This window comes from Lederbergia ruris (assembly GCF_018332955.1).
GTDB classification, from domain to species: domain Bacteria; phylum Bacillota; class Bacilli; order Bacillales; family Bacillaceae_C; genus Lederbergia; species Lederbergia ruris.
The window spans coordinates 103598-124509 of record NZ_BORB01000006.1; the positions used below are offsets into that span (position 1 = coordinate 103598).

Here is a 20912-nt window from a genome sequence, read left to right on the forward strand (position 1 = left end):
ATCCTCCACTTAGACTTTATAGTATTTAGCTATTCTTTCAGTGAGCCTAATACCGCTCCCTTTACAAAATATTTTTGTAAATAAGGGTAAACGAGTACAATCGGTATTGTTGCAAAGATAATGGTCGCCGCTTTTAATGTCGTTGTATTAAAGTCAAAATCTCCGACAATAAGATTAACGGCCGCCAACTCTTCTGGAGCCACGAAATATTCCCTCAATCTTAACTGCAGTGGATATAGATTTGGATCACGTATGAAGAGAATGGCTCTCATAAAAGTATTCCAATAACCCACAGCGTAAAACAAACTCACTGTCGCAAGCACTGGCTTCGAAAGAGGTAAATAAATTTGAAACAAAAGCCGAAAATCATGACAGCCATCGATTTTGGCTGCATCATCCAAATCACTGGGAATCCCCATGAAAAATGTCCGAATAATGACCATATTAAAGGTGCTAATCAAGCCTGGAATAATAAGCGCCCATAAGGAGTTCATCATTCCCAACTCTCTTACTGTCAGGAAAAAGGGAATCATTGGTGCATTAAATATCATCGTAATCACGATTCCCAGCATAATTGGCTTTTTTAGTAAAAATTCTCTACGTGATAATGGGAAAGCGGTCAAAACAGAAAATAACATACTAAGAAACGTACCAACTACCGTAATATAAACAGTGACAGCAAATGATCTCCATAAAACCGTATTTTGCAGGATATGTTCCCATGTACCCGTTGTAAATTCGACTGGCCAAAGAAATACTTTCTTAGAATCAGCTGCGATCGGTGAACTGAACGAAACAGCCAATAGTTGAAGTAACGGAGCGATCATAGTCGAGGCAGCTAATATAAGAATCATATAATTAAAGATCTGAAATGTTTTTTCTCCTGTTGATATTTTCATTACCACAACCCCTGATCTGTTTTTCTAGCTAAGCGATTAAATATCCATAGTAAAGCAAAACCAATAACGGATTGGAATAGTCCAATGGCCGTTGTCATGCTATATTGCCCTTGTAACACACCTGCTCGATACACATATGTTTCAATGATATCGCCTACTGAATAGGTCATCGGCGTTAATAAATTAAAAATTTGATCGAATCCTAGTTCAAGGAAGTTTCCAATATTGAGTAAGAATAATACCAATATAGTAGGAAATAACATCGGAATCGTAATATGGATTGTCTGCTTCCACCTACTTGCTCCATCTACTAAAGCAGCCTCATATAAATTCGGATTAATACCCGCGATGGCGGCTAAATAAATAATTGTCCCCCAACCGATTTCTTTCCATATACCGGAAAGCACAACGATCGTACGAAAATACTTTTCTTCCTGCATAAACAAAATCGGTTCTACATCAAAAAAGCCTAAGACAACGTTTACAATCCCTTGAGTGGATAATAACTCAAATACAATCCCACCTACCACAACCCATGATAGAAAATGTGGCAAATAAAACAAACTTTGCAGTGTCTTTTTAACGAGAAGTATGCGAACCTCATTAAACAATAAAGCTAAAATAATCGGTGCAGGAAAACTAAACACTAATTGATAAAACGCAATCGTTGCCGTATTTCTTAATACAAGAAAAAAATCTTGATAAGAAAATAAAAATTGAAAATTCTCTAAACCTACCCATGGACTGTTCCATATTCCCTTAAATATTTGATAATCCTGAAAAGCAATCACACTTCCAAATAAAGGAATGTATTTAAATACAATGTAAAAAATGATTCCAGGCAGGATCATAACATACAACATCCAATGTTTGGTAAAATTTTTTATATACTGATTTCTTTTCTTATGAATCACCGTCGCCTTATTCAAATTTGACTCTACATTATCCCCTAATAATGAATCCACGTTTCTTACTCCCCTCCTTTTTATTTTTAGGTAATTTCATCGTTATTATAGTAGGGATCAGGCAAACGAAACAATCGCCCAATCTTCTATTTTATGAACATTTATCTAGATCTATGGATCTATTAAAATTGTGCATCCCATGTAAGATATGTATATTGTAAAATTTAAAAAACGAAGGACAGTTCCGATATTAAGCAATTTTTCTACAGTCGAGGATTTTATAATTTTCTAGAGAACAAAAGCGTAAGCGCCTGTTCAGCGACGTACAAATTTAAAGACTTCTGACGAGATAAAGGAAACACGGCGACGAAGGAGCCGATGTTGACTTATCGTAGGAAGAAGGCGTAAATTTGCTAGTCGCTAGGCGCTGGAGCTGAATGTCAACAGCGACATAAGCAGCTTATCCACAAGCTAGGATTTTATAATTTCCTGGCTAAGCTACAAAAAAAGCGGACCCAAAAAGTCCGCTTGTAATTGACTATTCTTCTAGAACTGGTCCTTAACCTTATGCGCTTAAGGAGTTGGACCCGGTGGTGTTGCTCCTGTCAATGGAAATTGAATGGTACGGGGTGCATTATTATCGCAGCGATGTTGATTCACATCGCATAAGTCTGATAGATCTTCTTGATTCGCTTTAGCCACCATTGGTCTAGTGACTGTAATCGTTGTACGTAGAATGACCTTAAATAATGCGGAGGCTACTCCTACTGTACCTCCTACAACTGCCAACGGAATCGGCTGAATGATAATACTTTCTACTTCCAGCGGTGCCTCTGTTAAAGTATCTTCCGGGCAAGCGCCAGGACATGGAGTGTGCTGTTGGAACGGCAAGCTAACTGTAACGGGTGTTGGAATCCCAAGTACATTGATTGTCGCAGGCACGTATCCGGTGTTTACTACTTCGTCTCTTAAAATCGTGCTGTTTTGAATAATACCAGCAAGATCTGGTGTCAAAGTAATAAGAGGTATAGGTTCGCCAGGTGTAATTGTGATTCCCAGTGCTGTCAGAGGGATTGTTGCTTCGGCCACCTTTTGCACTTGTCTTGAGCAAACGACTTTATTTACAAGAACCTCATGATCAGGCTTGCGCGGTCTTCTGTCACATCTGCAAGGTGATTCCTCTGATCCGCATCTTTCGCATCTACGAGTTGATTCCATTTCGCATACGTCGCATCCTGCAAAATCAAAGTCATCATCTCTGCACCAAATATCATCAAATCTCATATATTTTCCATCCTTTCTTTTGCTTTTACTCAACCGAACTTCATAGATTAAAGACCTACTTTTAATCTATTATGGTTGATTACGATATATTGTATTGAAACTATAACGAAAATGGTTGGACAATTACCTTAATTTTTAAAAAAGGCTCTTGTCCTTTCATAGGAAATTGTCTATTTTGAATTTTATCTACCGGATTTTGACACAATTTCACGGAATCACCTTTTCATTGGAGGGTTACTGCTCCGTTTTTGACATAGGAACGGTTCCGTTCTTGCTACATTGCTATGTCTATCATAGGTAGTAATCGGGGTTCTACTTCGGAGTAGTGGTGGTAAACCATCTTCCATACGATCTTGCATACCGTTGGTTTAATAACTGTAATCTTCATACGTAGGCTAGCTTTATATTATGAAAAATTCCAATAGGCCGTCACAGCTCCTATTGGAATCGTTTAATAATGTCTATAACCCTACTATCTCACAGCCGAAGGGTCTAATATACGCTTGTAAGTGACTATTCCGTTTCTGTGGCTGGTCCTGGAGCTGCAGCTGGAGGGGGTGGTGGAGTTGGCGCTGTACCTGTCAACGGAAATTGAATCGTACGAGGGGCGCCATTTTCACATCGATGATGATTCACATCGCATAGGTTTGATAAATCTCTTTGATTCAGTTTCCCCACCATTGGTCTAGTGACTGTAATCGTTGTACGTAGGATGACCTTAAATAATGCGGAGGCTACTCCTACTGTACCTGCTACAACTGCTAATGGAATCGGCTGAATGATAATACTTTCTACTTCCAGCGGTGCCTCTGTTAAAGTATCTTCAGGGCAGGCGCCAGGACATGGAGTGTGCTGTTGGAACGGCAGGCTTACTGTTACGGGCGTTGGAACTCCAACTACATTGATTGTCGCAGGCACGTATCCGGTGTTTACTACTTCGTCTCTTAAAACCATGCTGTTTTGCACAATACCGGCAACATTTGGTGTCAAAGTAATAAGTGGTATAGGTTCGCCAGGTGTAATTATGATTCCCAGTGCTGTTAAAGGGATTGTTGCTTCGGCCACTTTTTGCACTTGTCTTGAGCAAACGACTTTATTTACAAGAACCTCATGATCGGGCTGGCACGGTCTTCTATCGCATCTGCAAGGTGACTCCTTTGATCCACATCTGTCGCATCTACGGGGTGAACCCATTCCGTATCTACGGTATCCTACGAAATCAAATTCATCATCTCTGGACCAAATATCATCAAATCTCATATATTTACACCATCCTTTCTTTTGATTTTTGAGTCAGCCAACTTCATAAATTAACGAACTGCTTTTCGCTGATTCGATATATTGTATGGATACTATAATGGAAAAGGTTGGACACTATTACCATGGTTATTAAAAAAGGCTCTTGTCCCTTCATAGGAATTTGTCTATTATAGATCGGATTCTGTCGCGATTGCTGCATTTGCTGCGTCTATCATTGGAAATTGTCCACGAAGAGGTTCTACTTCAGGGCGATGACGGCAAACAGCTTTTAAACGCGATGTGGTTTTCTGGCCTCGTTTACCTATCAATGGTCTAGTAACAGTGAGCTTCGTACGCAGGATGACTTTAAATATTATGGATAATTCTACTACTCCGTCGGGAGCACCTATTGGAATCGGCTGAATGATAATAGCTTCAATTTCTGCCGGTGCCGCTGTCAAAATATCCCCGGGACAGGCACCTGGACAAGGTGTGAGCTATTGAAAGGGCAGATCAAGTGTTACGGTAGTTAATATACCTACAGCAATAGATACTGGCACATATCCGGTGGTTACTACTGCGTCTTTTAATATCGTACTGTTCAGTACAATTCCCTCAAGGTCCGGTGTTAATGTAATTGCTAAAGGCAACAATTCAGGGGGAGTAAAGACAATTAAAGAGCTTTCGCCTGTGATGTGAACTGGTCTTGAACATACGATTTTATTTACAAGAATTTCATCCGTGACATCGGCTGCTATGCATGGCGGACCAAGGGACGGAGAGTGTACCATGTGTGGTATTCTTTCACGGCGTTGGCCGGCTGCTTCGTTTAAATAGGAGAAACTTTTTTGATTTGATTTACCGATCATTGATCTAGTCACGGTAATCGTAGTACGCAAGATAACTACAATAATGCGGACCTTTCGAAAACGACGGACGGAACCAGCAATAATGCCTTCGGCTTCCAGCGGCGCCACGGACAAAATGTCTTCAGGGCAGGCACCGGGGCATGGAGTGTGCTGTTGAAATGGCAGGTTGGCTGTAACAGTAGTTGGCAGTCCCGCGACCGTGATTGTTGCCGGTATATAATCCAGTGGTTGTGACTTCATCCTTTAAAATGATGCTGTTTTGAACAATTCCTAAGCGATCCGGTGTCACGGTAATCGGTGGAAGGGTTGTCGCCCTAGGTGGAAGGGTAATTCCCAATGAAGATAAAGCAATAATGGTTTCGGCTACGATATCCACCTGCTTGGAGCAAACAACTTTATTTACAAGAACTTCATGATCCGGCCGGCAAGGTCTGCCGCATTTGCACGACGATTCCTTTGATCCGCATCTATCGCATGCTACAGAATTAGAGTCATCATCTTTGCAACACAGCTCATTAACTCTCATATATTTTCCATCCTTTCTTTTCGGCCAAACTTCATAGATGAACGACCCACTCTTAGTCGATCTATGACTGATACTTATATATTGTATTGATCCTATAATAGAAATGGTTGGACAATTGGACTGGTTGGTAAAAGAGAGGCGGTCCTATTACTTATGATGACTTTCATTAAAATGCGGAAAGGCGTGAACTTTCGCCATTCCCATTTTCATAGCTTTCCTCAATTCCGGGGACGGCCTCTCGCTCCGCCGTTCCCCTTTTCGGAACTTCTCTCTAATATGGGGACGGTCGAACGTTTCGTATTGAGTCTTTTTGCGAAAATAAAAAACGGGGCACCAAAAGGTCAAGTTTCCCTGAGCCTTCGGATACCCCGTTTACAAATAATAATGATTATTTATTGATGTTATAAAATGTTTTCGCACCTAAGTATTGTGCTGTTTCACCCAAGTTGTCTTCGATACGAAGCAATTGGTTGTATTTGGCCACACGATCTGTACGAGAAGGTGCCCCTGTTTTGATTTGCCCAGCGTTTGTTGCTACGGCAATGTCAGCAATTGTGCTATCTTCTGTTTCACCGGAACGGTGAGAGATTACAGCTGTGTAACCTGCACGTTTGGCCATTTCAATTGCATCAAACGTTTCAGTTAGTGTACCAATTTGGTTCACTTTAATTAAGATGGAGTTCCCAACCCCTTCTTGAATTCCGCGTTCTAGTTTTTTCGTATTCGTTACGAATAGGTCATCGCCTACAAGTTGAACAGTTTTACCGATACGATCTGTTAATAGCTTATGACCTTCCCAATCGTTCTCATCTAAACCATCTTCAATCGATACGATCGGATATTTATTCACCAATTCTTCGTACCAATCAACCATTTCTTCGGAAGTACGAACAATGCCTTCACCTTTTAGATTGTATTGACCATCTTCATAAATTTCAGAGGAAGCCACATCCATTGCTAATTTTACTTCTTCACCTGGTTTATAACCAGCTTTTTCAATAGCTTCCATAATCGTTTCTAGTGCTTCTTCATTGGATTTGAGGTTTGGTGCAAATCCACCTTCGTCACCCACACCTGTGTTGTAGCCTTTTTCTTTCAATACAGATTTTAGGCTATGGAAAATTTCCGCTCCCATCCGAAGTGCTTCTTTAAAATTAGGAGCACCAACAGGCATCACCATAAATTCTTGAATGTCTACATTATTATCAGCATGCTCTCCACCATTGAGAATGTTCATCATTGGTACTGGAAGTTGTTTAGAGTTGAAGCCACCTAGGTACTCATATAATTCAAGGCCAAGGAAATCTGCCGCCGCACGTGCAGCAGCCATGGATACACCTAGAATCGCGTTAGCCCCAAGCTTGCCTTTGTTTTCTGTTCCATCTAATTCAATCATCGTTTGGTCGATACCAACTTGATCTGTAACATCAAGGCCAATGATTTCATCAGCAATGATTTCGTTCACGTTATGAACAGCTTTCTCAACACCTTTACCAAGGTAACGACTTTTATCTCCGTCACGTAGTTCTACAGCTTCATATTCACCTGTAGACGCACCACTCGGAACAAGCGCTCTACCAAAAGCACCTGATTCTGTATATACTTCTACTTCAATTGTTGGATTACCACGAGAGTCTAGTACTTCGCGTGCATAAACATGAGATATAAATGGCATAATCAATCTCTCCTTAAAAATATAATTTTTATTTACGATTTATTAATGATTGTCCTGTCATTTCTTCTGGTTTTTCAATACCCAAAAGGTCTAACATTGTCGGAGCTAAATCAGCTAAGATTCCTCCGTCTCTAACAGTTATTCCCTTTTCTGTTACAATCACTGGTACTGGATTGGTTGTATGAGCCGTCATTGGTTTTCCTTCAAGTGTTACCACTTCATCCGAGTTTCCATGATCAGCTGTAATAATCGCTTTTCCGCCTTTTTCTAAAATCAGATCCACGATTTCACCAAGGCATTCATCAACAGCTTCAATGGCTTTAACGGTTGGCTCCAACATACCGGAGTGTCCCACCATGTCCGGATTAGCGAAATTTAAAATAATGCCGTCAAATTTATCCGCATTGATCGCTTCTATTAAGGCATCTTTTACCTCATAGGCGCTCATTTCCGGTTTTAAATCATAAGTAGCGACTTTAGGTGAATTAATTAATATTCTTTCTTCACCTGGGAATGTTTCTTCCCGACCGCCACTCATAAAGAAAGTAACATGTGGGTATTTCTCGGTTTCCGCAATTCTCAGTTGTGTCATTCCGTTATCTGCAATGACTTCCCCAACTGTTTTATCCAAGTTCACCGATTTAAAAGCGACATAGCCTTTTACTGTTTCAGAAAAATGAGTCATACATACAAAATCAAGATTTTTTGGACGATCTTCGCCGCGATCAAATCCAGAAAAATCCCCATTTGTGAAAACATTAGAGATTTGAATCGCGCGATCTGGACGGAAATTATAGAAGATTACGGAATCTTCGTCATCTATCGTTGCAATTGGTTTTCCGTCTGCGTCTGTCATGACCGATGGAATCACAAACTCATCAAAAATTCCATGATCATAAGAATCTTCAAGCATTTCTAATGGGTTAGGATAAGTAGGGCCATCTCCATATGCCATTGCACGATACGCTTTCTCCACACGGTCCCAACGCTTGTCCCGATCCATGGAGTAAAAACGTCCGGAGATTGTTGCGAATTTCCCAATTCCATACTCATCCATTTTCGCTTGTGTTTCTTTAATATATTTTTCAGCTGTTTTCGGTCCTACATCACGTCCATCTAAAATCCCATGGATATAGACTTCTTTGACACCTTCATCTGCTGCTAGTTTTAAAAGAGCAAAAAGGTGATCAATATGACTATGAACACCGCCATCCGAAAGAAGTCCCATTATATGCAATTTTTTACCCGTTTTCTTCACATGATCAATCGCTTGTTGAAAAGTTTCGTTTTTAAAAAACTCGCCATTGCGAATCGCCACATTCACACGTGTCAAACTTTGGTAAACAATTCGTCCAGCGCCAATGTTTAGATGACCGACTTCCGAATTTCCCATTTGTCCTTCAGGTAATCCTACAGCCTCTCCACAAGCTATCAATTGGTTATGTGGAAAAGTGTTCCAATAACGATCAAAGTTTGGTTTTTTTGCATGTTTCACTGCATTCCCTTTTTCTTCATTACGGATACCAAATCCATCAAGAATGATCAGTGCAACAGGTGCTGTTTTACTCATTGGCTGCCGCCCCCAATAGTTGAAGGAAAGATGCTGCTTCTAGACTCGCACCGCCTACAAGCGCTCCATCAATATCTGGTTGATTCATATATTCTTTAATATTTTCTGGTTTCACACTACCACCATACTGAATTCTAAGTGCATCTGCAGCACTTTCTGACACATGCTCCTTCACGACTTGGCGAATATGAGCACAAACCTCATTGGCATCGTCAGCTGTGGAGGATTTACCTGTTCCAATCGCCCAAATTGGTTCATAAGCAATCACAGCTTGCTTCACTTGGTCTTCTGATAAGCCTTCTAAAGCCTTCACCACTTGTCCTTCAACAAGCTGTTTCGTTTCATTATTTTCGCGTTGTTCCAAAGTCTCACCAACACAAATGATCGGAACTAGACCATGTTGATAGGCAGCATGTGCCTTCTTATTTACACCCTCATCTGTTTCATTAAACATTTCTCTACGTTCTGAGTGGCCAAGAATCACATAACTTGCACCAATATCTTTTAAAGCAACAGGGCTAATCTCACCTGTAAAAGCGCCATTTTCTTCAAAGTGCATATTTTGTGCTCCAATTTTCACAGCTGATCCTTGGACAGCCTCCACTAACTGACCTAGGAACAATGCTGGGGAACAAATCACCGCATCTGCTTGCTCAGCAGCAGGTACCTGTTCCTTTACTTCATTCGCAAATTGAACTGCTTCTTGAAGTGTTTTATTCATTTTCCAATTTCCTGCAATAATCGGTTTCCGCACGTTTAACCACCCTTTCGTTTAGATCGTCATTTTCCAAGACACAAGTTGTGACGATTATTTATCATCTAGAGCCGCAACGCCTGGTAATACTTTCCCTTCCATAAACTCAAGGGAAGCTCCACCACCAGTTGAAATATGGCTCATACGGTCTGCCAAGCCAAATTTTTCAACGGCAGCAGCCGAATCACCGCCACCAATGACAGAATATGTATCTGCGGCTTCCGCAAGCGCCTCGGCAACGGCCTTTGTTCCGCCAGCAAATGCATTTATTTCGAACACACCCATTGGGCCATTCCAAATCACCAATTTCGATTCTTGAATCACTTTATGATACGTTTCCCTTGTTTTTGGTCCAATATCCAAAGCTTCCCAATCAGCTGGAATTTCTTCAATAGAGACCACTTTTTTATTGGCATTTTCAGAGAAGTCATCTGCCACAATCACATCTTGAGGCATATAAAATTGAACGCCTTTTTCCTTCGCTTTCTCCATAAATTGGCGCGCAAGATCGAGCTTATCCTCTTCTAATAGAGACTTTCCGACTTCGTGGCCAAGTGCTTTTACGAAGGTGTAAGCAAGTCCACCGCCAATAATGAGATTATCTACTTTATCGAGTAAATGATCAATTACGCCGATTTTATCTTTTACTTTTGCTCCACCAATAATGGCTGTAAATGGACGTTCAGGATTCGATAAAGCTTTACCTAGAACAGAAAGTTCTTTATCCATTAAAAAACCAGCTGCTGATGGTAAAAATTTCGCAATACCTTCTGTGGAAGCATGGGCTCTATGAGCCGCACCGAATGCGTCATTCACATACACATCTGCTAAATCAGCAAAAGCTTTGGCTAGTTCAGGGTCATTTTTTTCCTCCCCAGCATTGAAACGGACGTTTTCCAGTAAGAGGATATCTCCCTCACCCAATTTAGAAACCTGTTCTTTTACAGAGTCACCATAAGCTTCATCTGCTTTTGCTACTTCTTTTCCTAGCAGTTCAGTTAAACGGTGTGCAACAGGTGTAAGGCGAAGCTCTTCTTTTACCTCTCCCTTTGGTCTGCCTAAATGGCTTGCTAGAAGAACAATTGCCCCTTGTTCGGAGAGATATTGAATCGTTGGTAAGGCCGCACGGATCCGAGTGTCATCCGTAATATTCCCCTCTTCCATAGGGACGTTGAAGTCTACTCGGCAAAAAACCTTTTTCCCTTTTAAATCCAGGTCTTTGATTGATTTCTTTTCCATAATAGTACCTCCTTCTAAATAAAAGATAAAGGGGAAGGGGTCTAATGCCCGCTCCCCCAAATAAGGTGTTTCAAAGTTATATTATTATAGACCTTGTTTCGCAACATAAGCTGCAAGATCGACAACGCGGTTAGAATAACCTGTTTCATTGTCATACCAAGAAAGAACTTTGACCATGTTGCCTTCCATTACCATTGTAGATAATCCATCAACAGTAGAAGAATGAACATCACCATTGTAGTCAGTAGATACTAATGGCTCATCTGTGTAAGCAAGGATGCCTTTTAGTTCACCTTCAGCGGCTTCTTTAAGAGCTGCGTTTACTTCTTCAGCTGTAACAGATTTATCAAGTTCAGCAACAAGATCCACAACAGATACGTTTGGAGTAGGAACACGCATAGCCATTCCGTTTAGTTTACCTTTTAGTTCAGGTAAAACGAGTGCGACAGCTTTAGCAGCGCCCGTAGATGTAGGGATAATGTTTTCAGCTGCTGCACGAGCACGACGGTAGTCTTTATGTGGCAAATCTAGGATTTGTTGATCATTTGTATAAGAGTGAACAGTTGTCATCATTCCGCGAACAATGCCAAATTTGTCATTCAAAACTTTTGCAAATGGAGCTAGGCAGTTTGTTGTACAAGATGCATTGGAAAGAACATGATGGCTCGCTGCATCATATTTATCTTCGTTCACACCCATAACGATTGTGATGTCTTCACCATTAGCAGGAGCAGAAATAATTACTTTCTTTGCACCAGCTTCAAGGTGTTTTGCTGCATCTTCACGTTTTGTAAAGCGACCAGTAGATTCAACAACTACTTCAACACCAAGGTCTCCCCAGCCAAGAGCTGCAGGATCACGTTCAGCGAGAACTTTAATGCGGTGGTCCCCTACTACGATTGTATCTCCATCTACAGATACTTGTTGATCAAGTTTACCATGAACTGTATCGTACTGTAATAGATGTGCAAGCATATTTGCATCCGTTAAATCATTTACAGCTACAACCTCAACTTCTGGATTATTAAGTGCTGCACGAAAAACATTTCTTCCGATACGTCCGAAACCATTAATACCAACTTTTACTGACATATCTAACATCCTCCTTTAATATCATGGATAATAAATAAAAATTTATCTTTAAAAGAAATACCTTTCTAAGGGGATGTTCAAAAAGTCCGGTTAATCCTCCTTTTCGAACAAGCACTAAGATATATCTTTTAAAATCGACTTTGCGGCTCCTTCATCTGTAATTAAAATGGTTGATTCAGGCGCACTTTTAAAATAAGACTTGATGGCTTTGGCTTTTGATTTTCCACCGGCCGCTGCAATCACATACGATTTATCAAATAGATCCGATATTCGTAGACCAATGGTGGGGACTTTATGTACTATTTCCCCTTTTTCATCAAAATAATAGCCAAAAGCTTCACCAACTGCTTTTTCTCCTATTATCTTTTTCATGACGTTTTGTTCAGTTGCTCTTCTATTCGCCATGGTGATCGCCTCGCCAATACCATGCACAACGATATCAGCGGATTTAATTTTCTCCACAACTTCCATAATGGCCGGCTCTTTGAGAAGAGATTGCTGAACTTCTTGGCTTACTTGGTCTGGTACATATAAGACACGGTGTACACCATTTGTCTTTTCTGCCATTGTAGCACAGATGACATTGGCTTGATGTTTCAAATCCTCCCCAAGTCCCCCTCGTGCTGGCACAAACAGCAATTGTTTGCCTTGCCCCATTTCAGCTGTCAGCATTTCCGCTGTACAAGCCATTGTTGTTCCGCCTGTTACGGCGATCGTTTGCTGATCTTCGAAACACCCATTAAGAACTTCTGCGCAAGCTTTCCCTAATTCTTCTTTTACAATCAGGGATTCATCGCTATCACCAGGAACGATGACTACTTTTTTTATACCCAAAGTTGCTTTTAATGCTCGTTCCGTCTCACTAATGCCAGTTAATTCCCTCATCACTTCTTCAAGTCCTGCCAGCAGCTTTTTACCTTTATCTGTAACCGTCATGCCAGCAGTATTGATTCGGATTAACTGACTTGATTTAAGGAATTCAGCCTCACTTCTTAAAATCCGTTCGGTTGTTCCTAGCATATGAGCAAGTGTGCGCCTGCCAACAGGTTCCGTTAAACTAATGGAGCGAAGGATCTGATAGCGATTCTGCATAACAGATAGCATATCTGGCACCAATTTTGATTGAAGCTTTAAGAAATTGTGCATTTTTTTGCTCCTTTACCAGAAGGTCGCCAATTGTCCCGTCAAGACATATTACGTCCCAATCTTTCAATGAAAAATAGGATAGCAGCTGATTTTATTGTATCATTGGGGTTTAACTGAATCAATTTTAACGGTGGGTGTTTTTTGTCCCGCGTAGACATATAGTGACCCATTTACAATACAATCATGCCATCTACGTTCATTTTACCACTAGTCTTTTTCTAAAGCAATTTAGATTTGATTTTTTCCTCTAGAGCGAATAAATCAATGATACCGGATTGAACGATCTCTCCATCGATTTCAATTACAGGGATCATTAATCCATATTGTTCCGTCCATTCGTCATTTGTGTCAATATCTCTTTCAATAATGTTAATGGGATGTTCAGTTTGTAATATATGTAAAATAAGTTTCGCCTCCACACAAAGGCTACATTGGTCTCTTGTGTAAAAAATAATGTCCATCATCTATCCTTCTTCCTTACTTCATTTTTCATATTGATGCGAAACTATTGTTTAGGATGTGTACAAGCGCCTTTTTTATGTTATAATGAACATAGAAAAGTTACAATTGCATACAATAATAAGGACCGTCCATGCGTGAACATGGAGCGGTCCCCAACAGACCGATCCCCGTCAAGAGGGGTAGGTAGCGGGCAAAATAATCCCTCACATACCTGCTAGAGTGCATGAGGGATTATTTTTTATGGTTTTTATCAGAAACGATAAACGCCACTAACATCCCAAAGGATATCATAAGCGTTAACGCACTAACAATGTCCATTGGCAACACCTCCCTCCCGGGAAGTCTCCCATCCGAAGACTTACGGCAGAGCAACAGTGCTACCAAACTCCCTCATGCGAAGCCGATCTATTGTTCTTATATTATAACATATTAAAATCATCAATGGGCCTATTCCCTAAGTGAATTGGAAAATTTTATTAAATACACGCCTTAAATGGAAACTCATATAATTTATACAAAACAAAATATAGCTTGCATTCTATGGAAACTTGTTCTATAATTTCATATCGTACGCTTCCTTTTTTGCCCTCGTAGTGTAACGGATAACACGTAAGATTCCGGTTCTTAAAATGTGGGTTCGATTCCTGCCGAGGGCGTAATATATCATCACGTAAATTAAAACATCTCTTTCTTAATAAGAAGAGATGTTTTTTTTGCAAAGAAATAAAGGCGAAGCGCTATCCCAAGTTCCCTTCACCATTTCTTCTAACCTTGCCCCCCTCCTAACACCTAGTTCATCCAAGTTTCTGTCAAATGAAATCGTGTAAAATTTGTTTAAAAACATTCTAAATGGAGAATATGAATGTTATAGGGTTTCAAAAAGTCAAATATCCAGTTGGATCATTTGACCTTTACTGACCAACGGTGTATGATAAGGATACATAAAGTTTTCAACACTTTAGGGGATCTGTTTTTTAAAAAAAGGAGGAGAAATAAATGAATTTAATTCCTACAGTCATTGAACAAACAAGCAGAGGGGAACGAGCTTATGACATTTATTCTCGTTTGCTAAAAGACCGGATTATTATGCTTGGAAGTGGCATTGATGACAATGTGGCCAATTCTATTGTAGCTCAGTTGCTATTCTTGGAAGCAGAAAACCCGGAAAAGGATATTACAATCTTCATTAATAGTCCTGGTGGTAGTATTACAGCAGGAATGGCCATCTACGATACGATGCAATATATAAAACCTGATGTTTCTACCATTTGTACGGGTATGGCAGCTTCAATGGGTGCCTTCCTACTTGCAGCTGGTAAAAAAGGCAAAAGATTTGCTTTACCTAACAGTGAAGTCATGATTCACCAACCACTTGGTGGTGCACAAGGGCAAGCAACGGAAATTGAAATTGCCGCTAAACGAATTCTCTTCTTGCGTGAAAAGTTAAATCAAATTCTGTCTGATCGTACAGGTCAACCACTTGAAATTATTCAACGTGACACAGACCGTGATAATTTTATGACAGCTGAAAGAGCGAAAGAATATGGTTTGATCGATAGAATTATCGAACGTAAAGAAGAAATTAATGAGAAGAAATAACCAAAGTGAAAGGTTGCTCTATTGATTACAGAGCAACCTTTTTTACATTCGCTTCAATATTTATATACTTATGCCTCAATCCCTTGAAATTGGATGTTATGCAGTCTCGCAAATAGCCCATTTTGTTGGACTAATTCCGAATAAGTTCCATCTTCTTCGATGCCATTTTCGGTTACGACCATCACACGGTCGGCATTTCGAATCGTCGCCAAGCGATGGGCAATGACTAAGGTTGTACGATTCACAGCCAGTTCATTTAGGGCTAATTGAATAATTTTTTCTGTTTCCGTATCAAGGGCTGAAGTGGCTTCATCCAAAATGAGGATCGGCGGATTCTTCAAAAACATGCGTGCAATGGCTAGTCTTTGTTTTTGACCACCAGATAGTTTTAAACCTCGCTCCCCTACTTGTGTTTCATACCCTTCAGGAAGTGAAGCGATAAAATCCTCTAAATGAGCTTTCCTGGCCGCTTCACGTATTTCCTCTTCACTGGCACCCTGTTTCCCATAAGCAATATTTTCACGAATCGTCCCTGTAAAGAGAAAGACATCTTGCTGAACAATGCCAATTTGTGAGCGCAAAGAATGTTTCGTCATCTCACGAATATCCATTCCATCAATCATAATCGCTCCCTTGTCCACATCATAAAAACGCGGGATCAAAGAACAAATCGTTGTTTTTCCGGCACCAGAGGGCCCGACAAAAGCTACCGTCTCCCCTGCACGAATATTTAAATCTATTCCTTTTAAAACTTTTTTATGGTCATCATACTGAAAGTGAACATCTTCAAAATGGATATTTCCCATCAAGTGATCAACCGCTACAGCATCCAACCGATCTTGAATTTCCGGTTCTTGGTCAATGAGATCCAAGAATCGTTTAAATCCAGCCATCCCTTTCGGATACAATTCAAGTAAAGCACTAATTTTATCCACTGGTTTAACCAATACATTCACATAAAGAACAAAGCTAACCAATTCTCCATATGTTAATTGCCCATTAAAACTAAACCAGGCACCTACAACAAGCACTAATAAAGTAACCAGTCTTGTCATCATATAAATACTGGAATGAGTGCCTGCCATAACTTTGTATGCCGCGAGCTTGGCGGTTCGGAATAAACCATTATCTTTTTTGAAACGATTAATTTCAAATTGCTCATTTGTAAAAGACTGCACAACCCGGGCACCCGAGACACTGTCTTCCACTCTCGCATTGACATCCGCAATCCGGCCATACATATTTTTCCACGCCTGATTCATTTTAATATTGCAATAGGTGACTAACCAAATAAGGAAAGGTACCATAATAAAAGTGATTACCGCTAAACTCGGATTAATATGAAACATGATCGAAAAAGCACCGATAAATGTCATGATTGCAATAAAGAAATCTTCTGGACCATGATGGGCAAGCTCTCCGATATCAAATAAATCATTCGAGATCCGACTCATAATATGACCGGTCTTCGTATTATCAAAAAAGCGAAACGATTGCCGTTGCACATGGGTAAATAATTGCTCCCGCATATCCGTTTCGATATTAATCCCTAACTTATGTCCTAAATAACTAACAATATATTGAAGGGCTGTGCTCAATAAATAGACAATTAGTAAAAGAACACCAACTGTAAATATTTTATTCCAATCGCCTTCTGGTAATAGTTTATCAATAAACCATTGGACCGCAACCGGAAAGGCTAATTCCAAAATGGCCACGATCACAGCACTCGAAAAGTCGATCATAAATAAACGTCGATGTGGTTTATAGTAAGAAAAAAACTGTTTTAACATAACTAGACTCCCTCAATCATTAAATCCCAACTACTTGCATTTTAATCGCTTTTAAATTTTTCTTGACAGAATTCATCATGAAATTCTAGCTCGTATGTACAGGCTTTTGAACAAAGGCGCAAGCGTTTAGCGACGTACAAACTTTTTAGGGGCCTGACGAGATAAAGGAAACACAGTGAGCCTGAAAGGCGAGCTGATGTTGACTTATCGTAGGAAGGCACCGAAAGTTTGCTAGTCGCTGGGCGCTGGAGCCGGACGTCAATACCCACATTTAGAACTTAACCACAAGACAAGAATTTTATAGTTTACTATACTACAAGGAAAAAAGAGTGTTAAATGATTGCTTCAACACTCTTTCTTAAGCACTACTTGTTATTTTCAATAAAGTTCGATAACTGTGCAACAGCTTCTTCTTCGTCAGTACCTGTAGCAGAGAGTTTCACCATTTCATTTGGTCCAATCGCAAGACTCATTAGACCCATAATACTTTTTGCATTGACATTTCTCCCGCCCTTTTCAAGATAAACATCTGCGGCAAAGTTGCTTGCCTCTTGGACAAATTCTGCTGCATAACGAGATTGTAATCCGGCTGGCAATTTTACTTCTATTTCTTTGACCACCATAGCTCCTCACCCCTTTACTTATTTATATGTGTTGCTTGTTCTACCTTTGCGTATTTTTTCCGCAATTTCATCAATTTTTCTTAATCGATGATTAATGCCCGATTTACTAATCGGATTTCCGGAAACCATTTCGCCTAATTCCTTCAAGGTTAAATCTTGATGTTCCATACGCAAAATAGCAATTTCCCGCAGTTTATCTGGTAAGATGTCCAAGCCTTCTGTTTCCTGAATATAGCGGATATTTTCCACTTGTCTTAATGAAGCACCAATCGTTTTATTCAAATTAGCTGTTTCACAATTCACAAGACGGTTCACGGAATTACGCATGTCCCGAACAATTCGAACATCTTCAAATTTCAATAGGGCATTATGAGCTCCGATCACGCTCAGAAAATCAGCAATTTTCTCCGCTTCTTTTAGGTAAGTAATATACCCATTTTTTCGCTCTAAAAACTTACTGTTCAAGGAGAATTCATTCATAAGCTCAGAAAGCGCCTGATTATGCTCTTTATATAGAGAAGCAATTTCAAGATGGTAGGAAGATGTCTCCGGGTTATTCACAGACCCCCCTGCTAGGAAAGCCCCTCGTAAATACGAACGTTTGCAGCACTCATCGACAATTAAATCCTGATCAATATCGTGCACAAAGGTAAATCCATCCCCTAAAATCTTTAAATCTCGTAATATGATTTCCGCCTGTTTTTTGAGACGGACAATATACACATTATTTTTCTTGAGGCGCATTTTCTTCCTAACTAATAATTCTACCTCAGTAGCGTAAATCCTCTTAATTAAAACATAAATTCTTCTAGCAATGGCTGCATTTTCTGTTTGCACATTGACAACAAGGATGCGATTGGAAAAGGAAAGTGAGCCATTCATTCTAATAAGGGCAGACAATTCGGCCTTTGCACAGCAATCCGCAGTTTCTAATGTTGTTAATTCTTTTTTTGTGTCTGAAGCAAACGACACATCTGCCACCTCCTAAGAAAATCGTAAAATGATACAGGTAAGAGCACTCTTTAAGCAAATTTATGAATGGATTTTCTTTCATATCGTTGCAGTCGGAATTATGTACCCTTTTTTGTCTGGTTAACTTCTAAGCGCGTAACCAGAGGTTGGCAAAAGCAAGCTTCAAAAGAAAGCTTGTCAATTCGACCCGATTGTCCTATTCCTTTTCAATGAGTGAATAGAGAATTTGAGCGACTTTTTCGGTGTCATGACGAACAAGTCCTTTATCTAGGCTAACTATTTCTTCAGCAATCACTTCAATTCCCAAATTCGCGAGGTTCTCTACGTCAAATACTACTGGTCTCGCTTGCTCTTCCTGGTATCGATATTTTAAATGAGTCGGTATTGGCTCATTATTCACTAATATAAGATCGATAAAAGAGCAATCCATATGGGAATATAGAGCTTGAATATGATCACTGGCTGAGAAGTCCAATGTCTCTCCAGGCTGTGTCATGAGGTTGCAAATATATACTTTTTTGGCTTTTGCTTCACAAATCTCTTCCCCAATTCCAGGTACTAATAGGTTTGGCAAAATACTGGTATACAAGCTTCCTGGTCCTAATACAATCAGGTCCGCTTCACGGATGACTTGGATGGTCTCCTTTAAAGGCTTAATTGGCTCAGGGGTTAAAAAAACTCTTTTTACAGCTTTCCCTGATTCAGGAATTTTCGATTCTCCACTAACAATCGAACCGTCCTCCATTTCCGCATTCAATACAACACATTGATTCGCCGCTGGAAGAACATGACCGCGTACATTTAATACCCGGCTCATCTCTTGAATCGCATGGACAAAATCTCCGGTGATGGATGTGAGGGCGGCAAGAATTAAATTGCCTAGGGAATGACCAGAAAGTTCACTATTTGAATTAAAACGATGCTGAAACATTTCAATGATCAAGGGTTCTTGATCTGATAATGCAGCAATGACATTTCTGACATCCCCTGGTGGTGGTATTTCCATTTCTTCTCTTAGTCGGCCTGAGCTCCCCCCATCATCCGCTACTGTTACAATGGCGGATAACTCAACAGGAAGATTCTTCAACCCTCGCAAAAGAACGGGTAATCCTGTCCCTCCTCCTACGACGGCAATCTTAGGCCTTGATGTATCTGTCATAATGTTTTTCCCTTTCTCTTTTGAATATCTCGATGTGTAATCGATACGTGATAATCATTCTCATAAAACTCACCAATATATTCAGAAAGGGCAACAGAGCGATGTTGTCCACCTGTGCAGCCAATGGCAATCACAAGCTGACTTTTCCCTTCCCGTTTATAGAGGGGTAACATAAAAGTGAGTAAATCTGTCGTTTTCGCTAGGAATTTCTGCGTATCATTCCACTTTAAAACATACTGATAGACTTCCTCTTCCATTCCCGTTTTGGGCCGCATATGATCGATATAATGCGGATTTGGTAAGAAACGTACATCAAATACTAAATCTGCATCAATCGGAATTCCATGTTTGAACCCAAATGACATCACATTGACTGTAAATATGGTCTTTTTATTTGCAGAAAAATCTTCAATAATTTTTTCGCGTAATTCTTTCGGTTGCATATTGGATGTATCATAAATCAATTGGGCACGGCCTTTTAATTCATCCAGAATATGGCGTTCTCGTCTGATTCCTTCAAGTGGTAATCCCTCTGTTGCAAGCGGGTGAGAGCGACGTGTTTCCTTATATCGTCTTACAAGCGCCGCATCATTTGCATCGAGAAAAAGAATCTGCGGAGTCATCCATGTAGAATCAGAAAGTTCATCCAAAACACGTAGTAAAGTATCAAAAAATTCTCGCCCTCGTAAATCCATCACAAGAGCTACCTTATTCATCTTATTTCCAGATTCCTTCATTAATTCCAGAAATTTTGGCATTAAAGCAGGGGGTAAATTGTCCACGCAAAAGAAACCTAAATCTTCAAAACTGTGGATTGCCACTGTTTTTCCTGCCCCTGACATTCCGGTGATTATGACTAACTGTATTTCTTCAGACCCTAATGTGCTCATGAATCCCACTCCATTTTCCGTTTCGCTATCTTTCTCCTGTTATTATACTATCAATGGAGGTGAAATGACAGCCAGCATTACTTTTAAAAAATTCCTGTTTTAGAGGATGGAGGATGTCCGAAAAAAGTTCGTAAAAAAGAAGCACAAACCCGAAGGCCTGTGCTTTCAAAAAAAGGGATATTGTATAAAAAGGGGGTCAATATCTCATGTAAATAC

At 40.0% G+C, this 20912-nt stretch carries 19 protein-coding genes and 1 tRNA gene; 2 read left to right on the top strand and 18 right to left on the bottom strand.

All coding sequences use genetic code 11. The annotated features are described in order from the left end of the window. Positions 1 to 29: 29 nt before the first annotated feature. The 13 genes from KI363_RS05260 to KI363_RS05320 all read right to left on the bottom strand — a co-directional run bounded on the left by KI363_RS05260 (position 30) and on the right by KI363_RS05320 (position 13662). On the bottom strand, positions 30 to 899 hold the full coding sequence (locus KI363_RS05260) for a carbohydrate ABC transporter permease (protein WP_212965706.1): 870 nt from the start codon (positions 897 to 899) through the stop codon (positions 30 to 32). Further along, positions 899 to 1762, bottom strand: coding sequence for an ABC transporter permease (locus tag KI363_RS05265; protein ID WP_158320942.1), 864 nt, complete (start codon positions 1760 to 1762; stop codon positions 899 to 901). Before KI363_RS05265 ends, KI363_RS05260 begins: the two co-directional genes overlap by 1 nt. Before the next feature lie 615 nt (positions 1763 to 2377). Continuing rightward, a complete protein-coding gene (locus KI363_RS05270; protein WP_158320918.1) occupies positions 2378 to 3088 on the bottom strand; it encodes a hypothetical protein in 711 nt (236 codons plus the stop codon). A gap of 513 nt (positions 3089 to 3601) precedes the next feature. Continuing rightward, entirely contained in the window at positions 3602 to 4348 is a 747-nt protein-coding gene (locus KI363_RS05275) for a hypothetical protein (RefSeq protein WP_158320917.1), read from the bottom strand. Positions 4349 to 4515: 167 nt separating this feature from the next. Then, positions 4516 to 4788: a hypothetical protein gene (locus KI363_RS05280; RefSeq protein WP_212965707.1), complete on the bottom strand. Its 273-nt coding sequence runs from the start codon at positions 4786 to 4788 to the stop codon at positions 4516 to 4518. A gap of 36 nt (positions 4789 to 4824) precedes the next feature. Next, the gene (locus KI363_RS05285) at positions 4825 to 5436 is read right to left on the bottom strand and encodes a hypothetical protein (protein ID WP_212965708.1); all 612 of its coding nucleotides are present in this window, start codon (positions 5434 to 5436) and stop codon (positions 4825 to 4827) included. Between the two features lie 674 nt (positions 5437 to 6110). After that, positions 6111 to 7397, bottom strand: a complete 1287-nt coding sequence (eno, locus tag KI363_RS05290) for a phosphopyruvate hydratase (RefSeq protein ID WP_212965709.1) — start codon at positions 7395 to 7397, stop codon at positions 6111 to 6113. Positions 7398 to 7425: 28 nt separating this feature from the next. After that, positions 7426 to 8967, bottom strand: coding sequence for a 2,3-bisphosphoglycerate-independent phosphoglycerate mutase (gene gpmI / locus KI363_RS05295; protein WP_212965710.1), 1542 nt, complete (start codon positions 8965 to 8967; stop codon positions 7426 to 7428). Further along, positions 8960 to 9721, bottom strand: coding sequence for a triose-phosphate isomerase (gene tpiA / locus KI363_RS05300; RefSeq protein ID WP_212965711.1), 762 nt, complete (start codon positions 9719 to 9721; stop codon positions 8960 to 8962). The genes gpmI and tpiA overlap by 8 nt, the downstream gene beginning before the upstream one ends. A 54-nt stretch (positions 9722 to 9775) precedes the next feature. After that, complete coding sequence (locus KI363_RS05305; protein ID WP_212965712.1) at positions 9776 to 10960, bottom strand: phosphoglycerate kinase; 1185 nt, start codon at positions 10958 to 10960, stop codon at positions 9776 to 9778. 84 nt (positions 10961 to 11044) lie between these two features. Beyond that, complete coding sequence (gene gap, locus KI363_RS05310; RefSeq protein ID WP_212965713.1) at positions 11045 to 12052, bottom strand: type I glyceraldehyde-3-phosphate dehydrogenase; 1008 nt, start codon at positions 12050 to 12052, stop codon at positions 11045 to 11047. A gap of 114 nt (positions 12053 to 12166) precedes the next feature. Then, positions 12167 to 13198, bottom strand: coding sequence for a sugar-binding transcriptional regulator (locus tag KI363_RS05315; RefSeq protein ID WP_158320909.1), 1032 nt, complete (start codon positions 13196 to 13198; stop codon positions 12167 to 12169). 218 nt (positions 13199 to 13416) lie between these two features. Next, positions 13417 to 13662, bottom strand: coding sequence for a glutaredoxin family protein (locus tag KI363_RS05320; RefSeq protein ID WP_306345158.1), 246 nt, complete (start codon positions 13660 to 13662; stop codon positions 13417 to 13419). A gap of 582 nt (positions 13663 to 14244) precedes the next feature. Here KI363_RS05320 and KI363_RS05325 point away from each other — a divergent pair. Then, positions 14245 to 14316, top strand: a tRNA-Arg gene (locus KI363_RS05325). Between the two features lie 340 nt (positions 14317 to 14656). Further along, entirely contained in the window at positions 14657 to 15259 is a 603-nt protein-coding gene (clpP, locus tag KI363_RS05330; RefSeq protein WP_158320908.1) for an ATP-dependent Clp endopeptidase proteolytic subunit ClpP, read from the top strand. A gap of 68 nt (positions 15260 to 15327) precedes the next feature. Here the strand turns inward: clpP and KI363_RS05335 are convergent, their stop codons facing one another. The 5 genes from KI363_RS05335 to rapZ all read right to left on the bottom strand — a co-directional run bounded on the left by KI363_RS05335 (position 15328) and on the right by rapZ (position 20696). Further along, on the bottom strand, positions 15328 to 17052 hold the full coding sequence (locus KI363_RS05335) for an ABC transporter ATP-binding protein (RefSeq protein WP_212965714.1): 1725 nt from the start codon (positions 17050 to 17052) through the stop codon (positions 15328 to 15330). Positions 17053 to 17417: 365 nt separating this feature from the next. Next, positions 17418 to 17675: an HPr family phosphocarrier protein gene (locus tag KI363_RS05340; protein WP_158320906.1), complete on the bottom strand. Its 258-nt coding sequence runs from the start codon at positions 17673 to 17675 to the stop codon at positions 17418 to 17420. 18 nt (positions 17676 to 17693) lie between these two features. Continuing rightward, positions 17694 to 18647, bottom strand: a complete 954-nt coding sequence (gene whiA / locus KI363_RS05345; RefSeq protein ID WP_212965715.1) for a DNA-binding protein WhiA — start codon at positions 18645 to 18647, stop codon at positions 17694 to 17696. Positions 18648 to 18843: 196 nt separating this feature from the next. Then, positions 18844 to 19806 (bottom strand): gluconeogenesis morphogenetic factor MgfK, encoded by a 963-nt coding sequence (mgfK, locus tag KI363_RS05350; RefSeq protein WP_212965716.1) that lies wholly within the window; start codon positions 19804 to 19806, stop codon positions 18844 to 18846. After that, a complete protein-coding gene (gene rapZ / locus KI363_RS05355; protein ID WP_158320903.1) occupies positions 19803 to 20696 on the bottom strand; it encodes an RNase adapter RapZ in 894 nt (297 codons plus the stop codon). Before rapZ ends, mgfK begins: the two co-directional genes overlap by 4 nt. Positions 20697 to 20912: the final 216 nt, after the last annotated feature.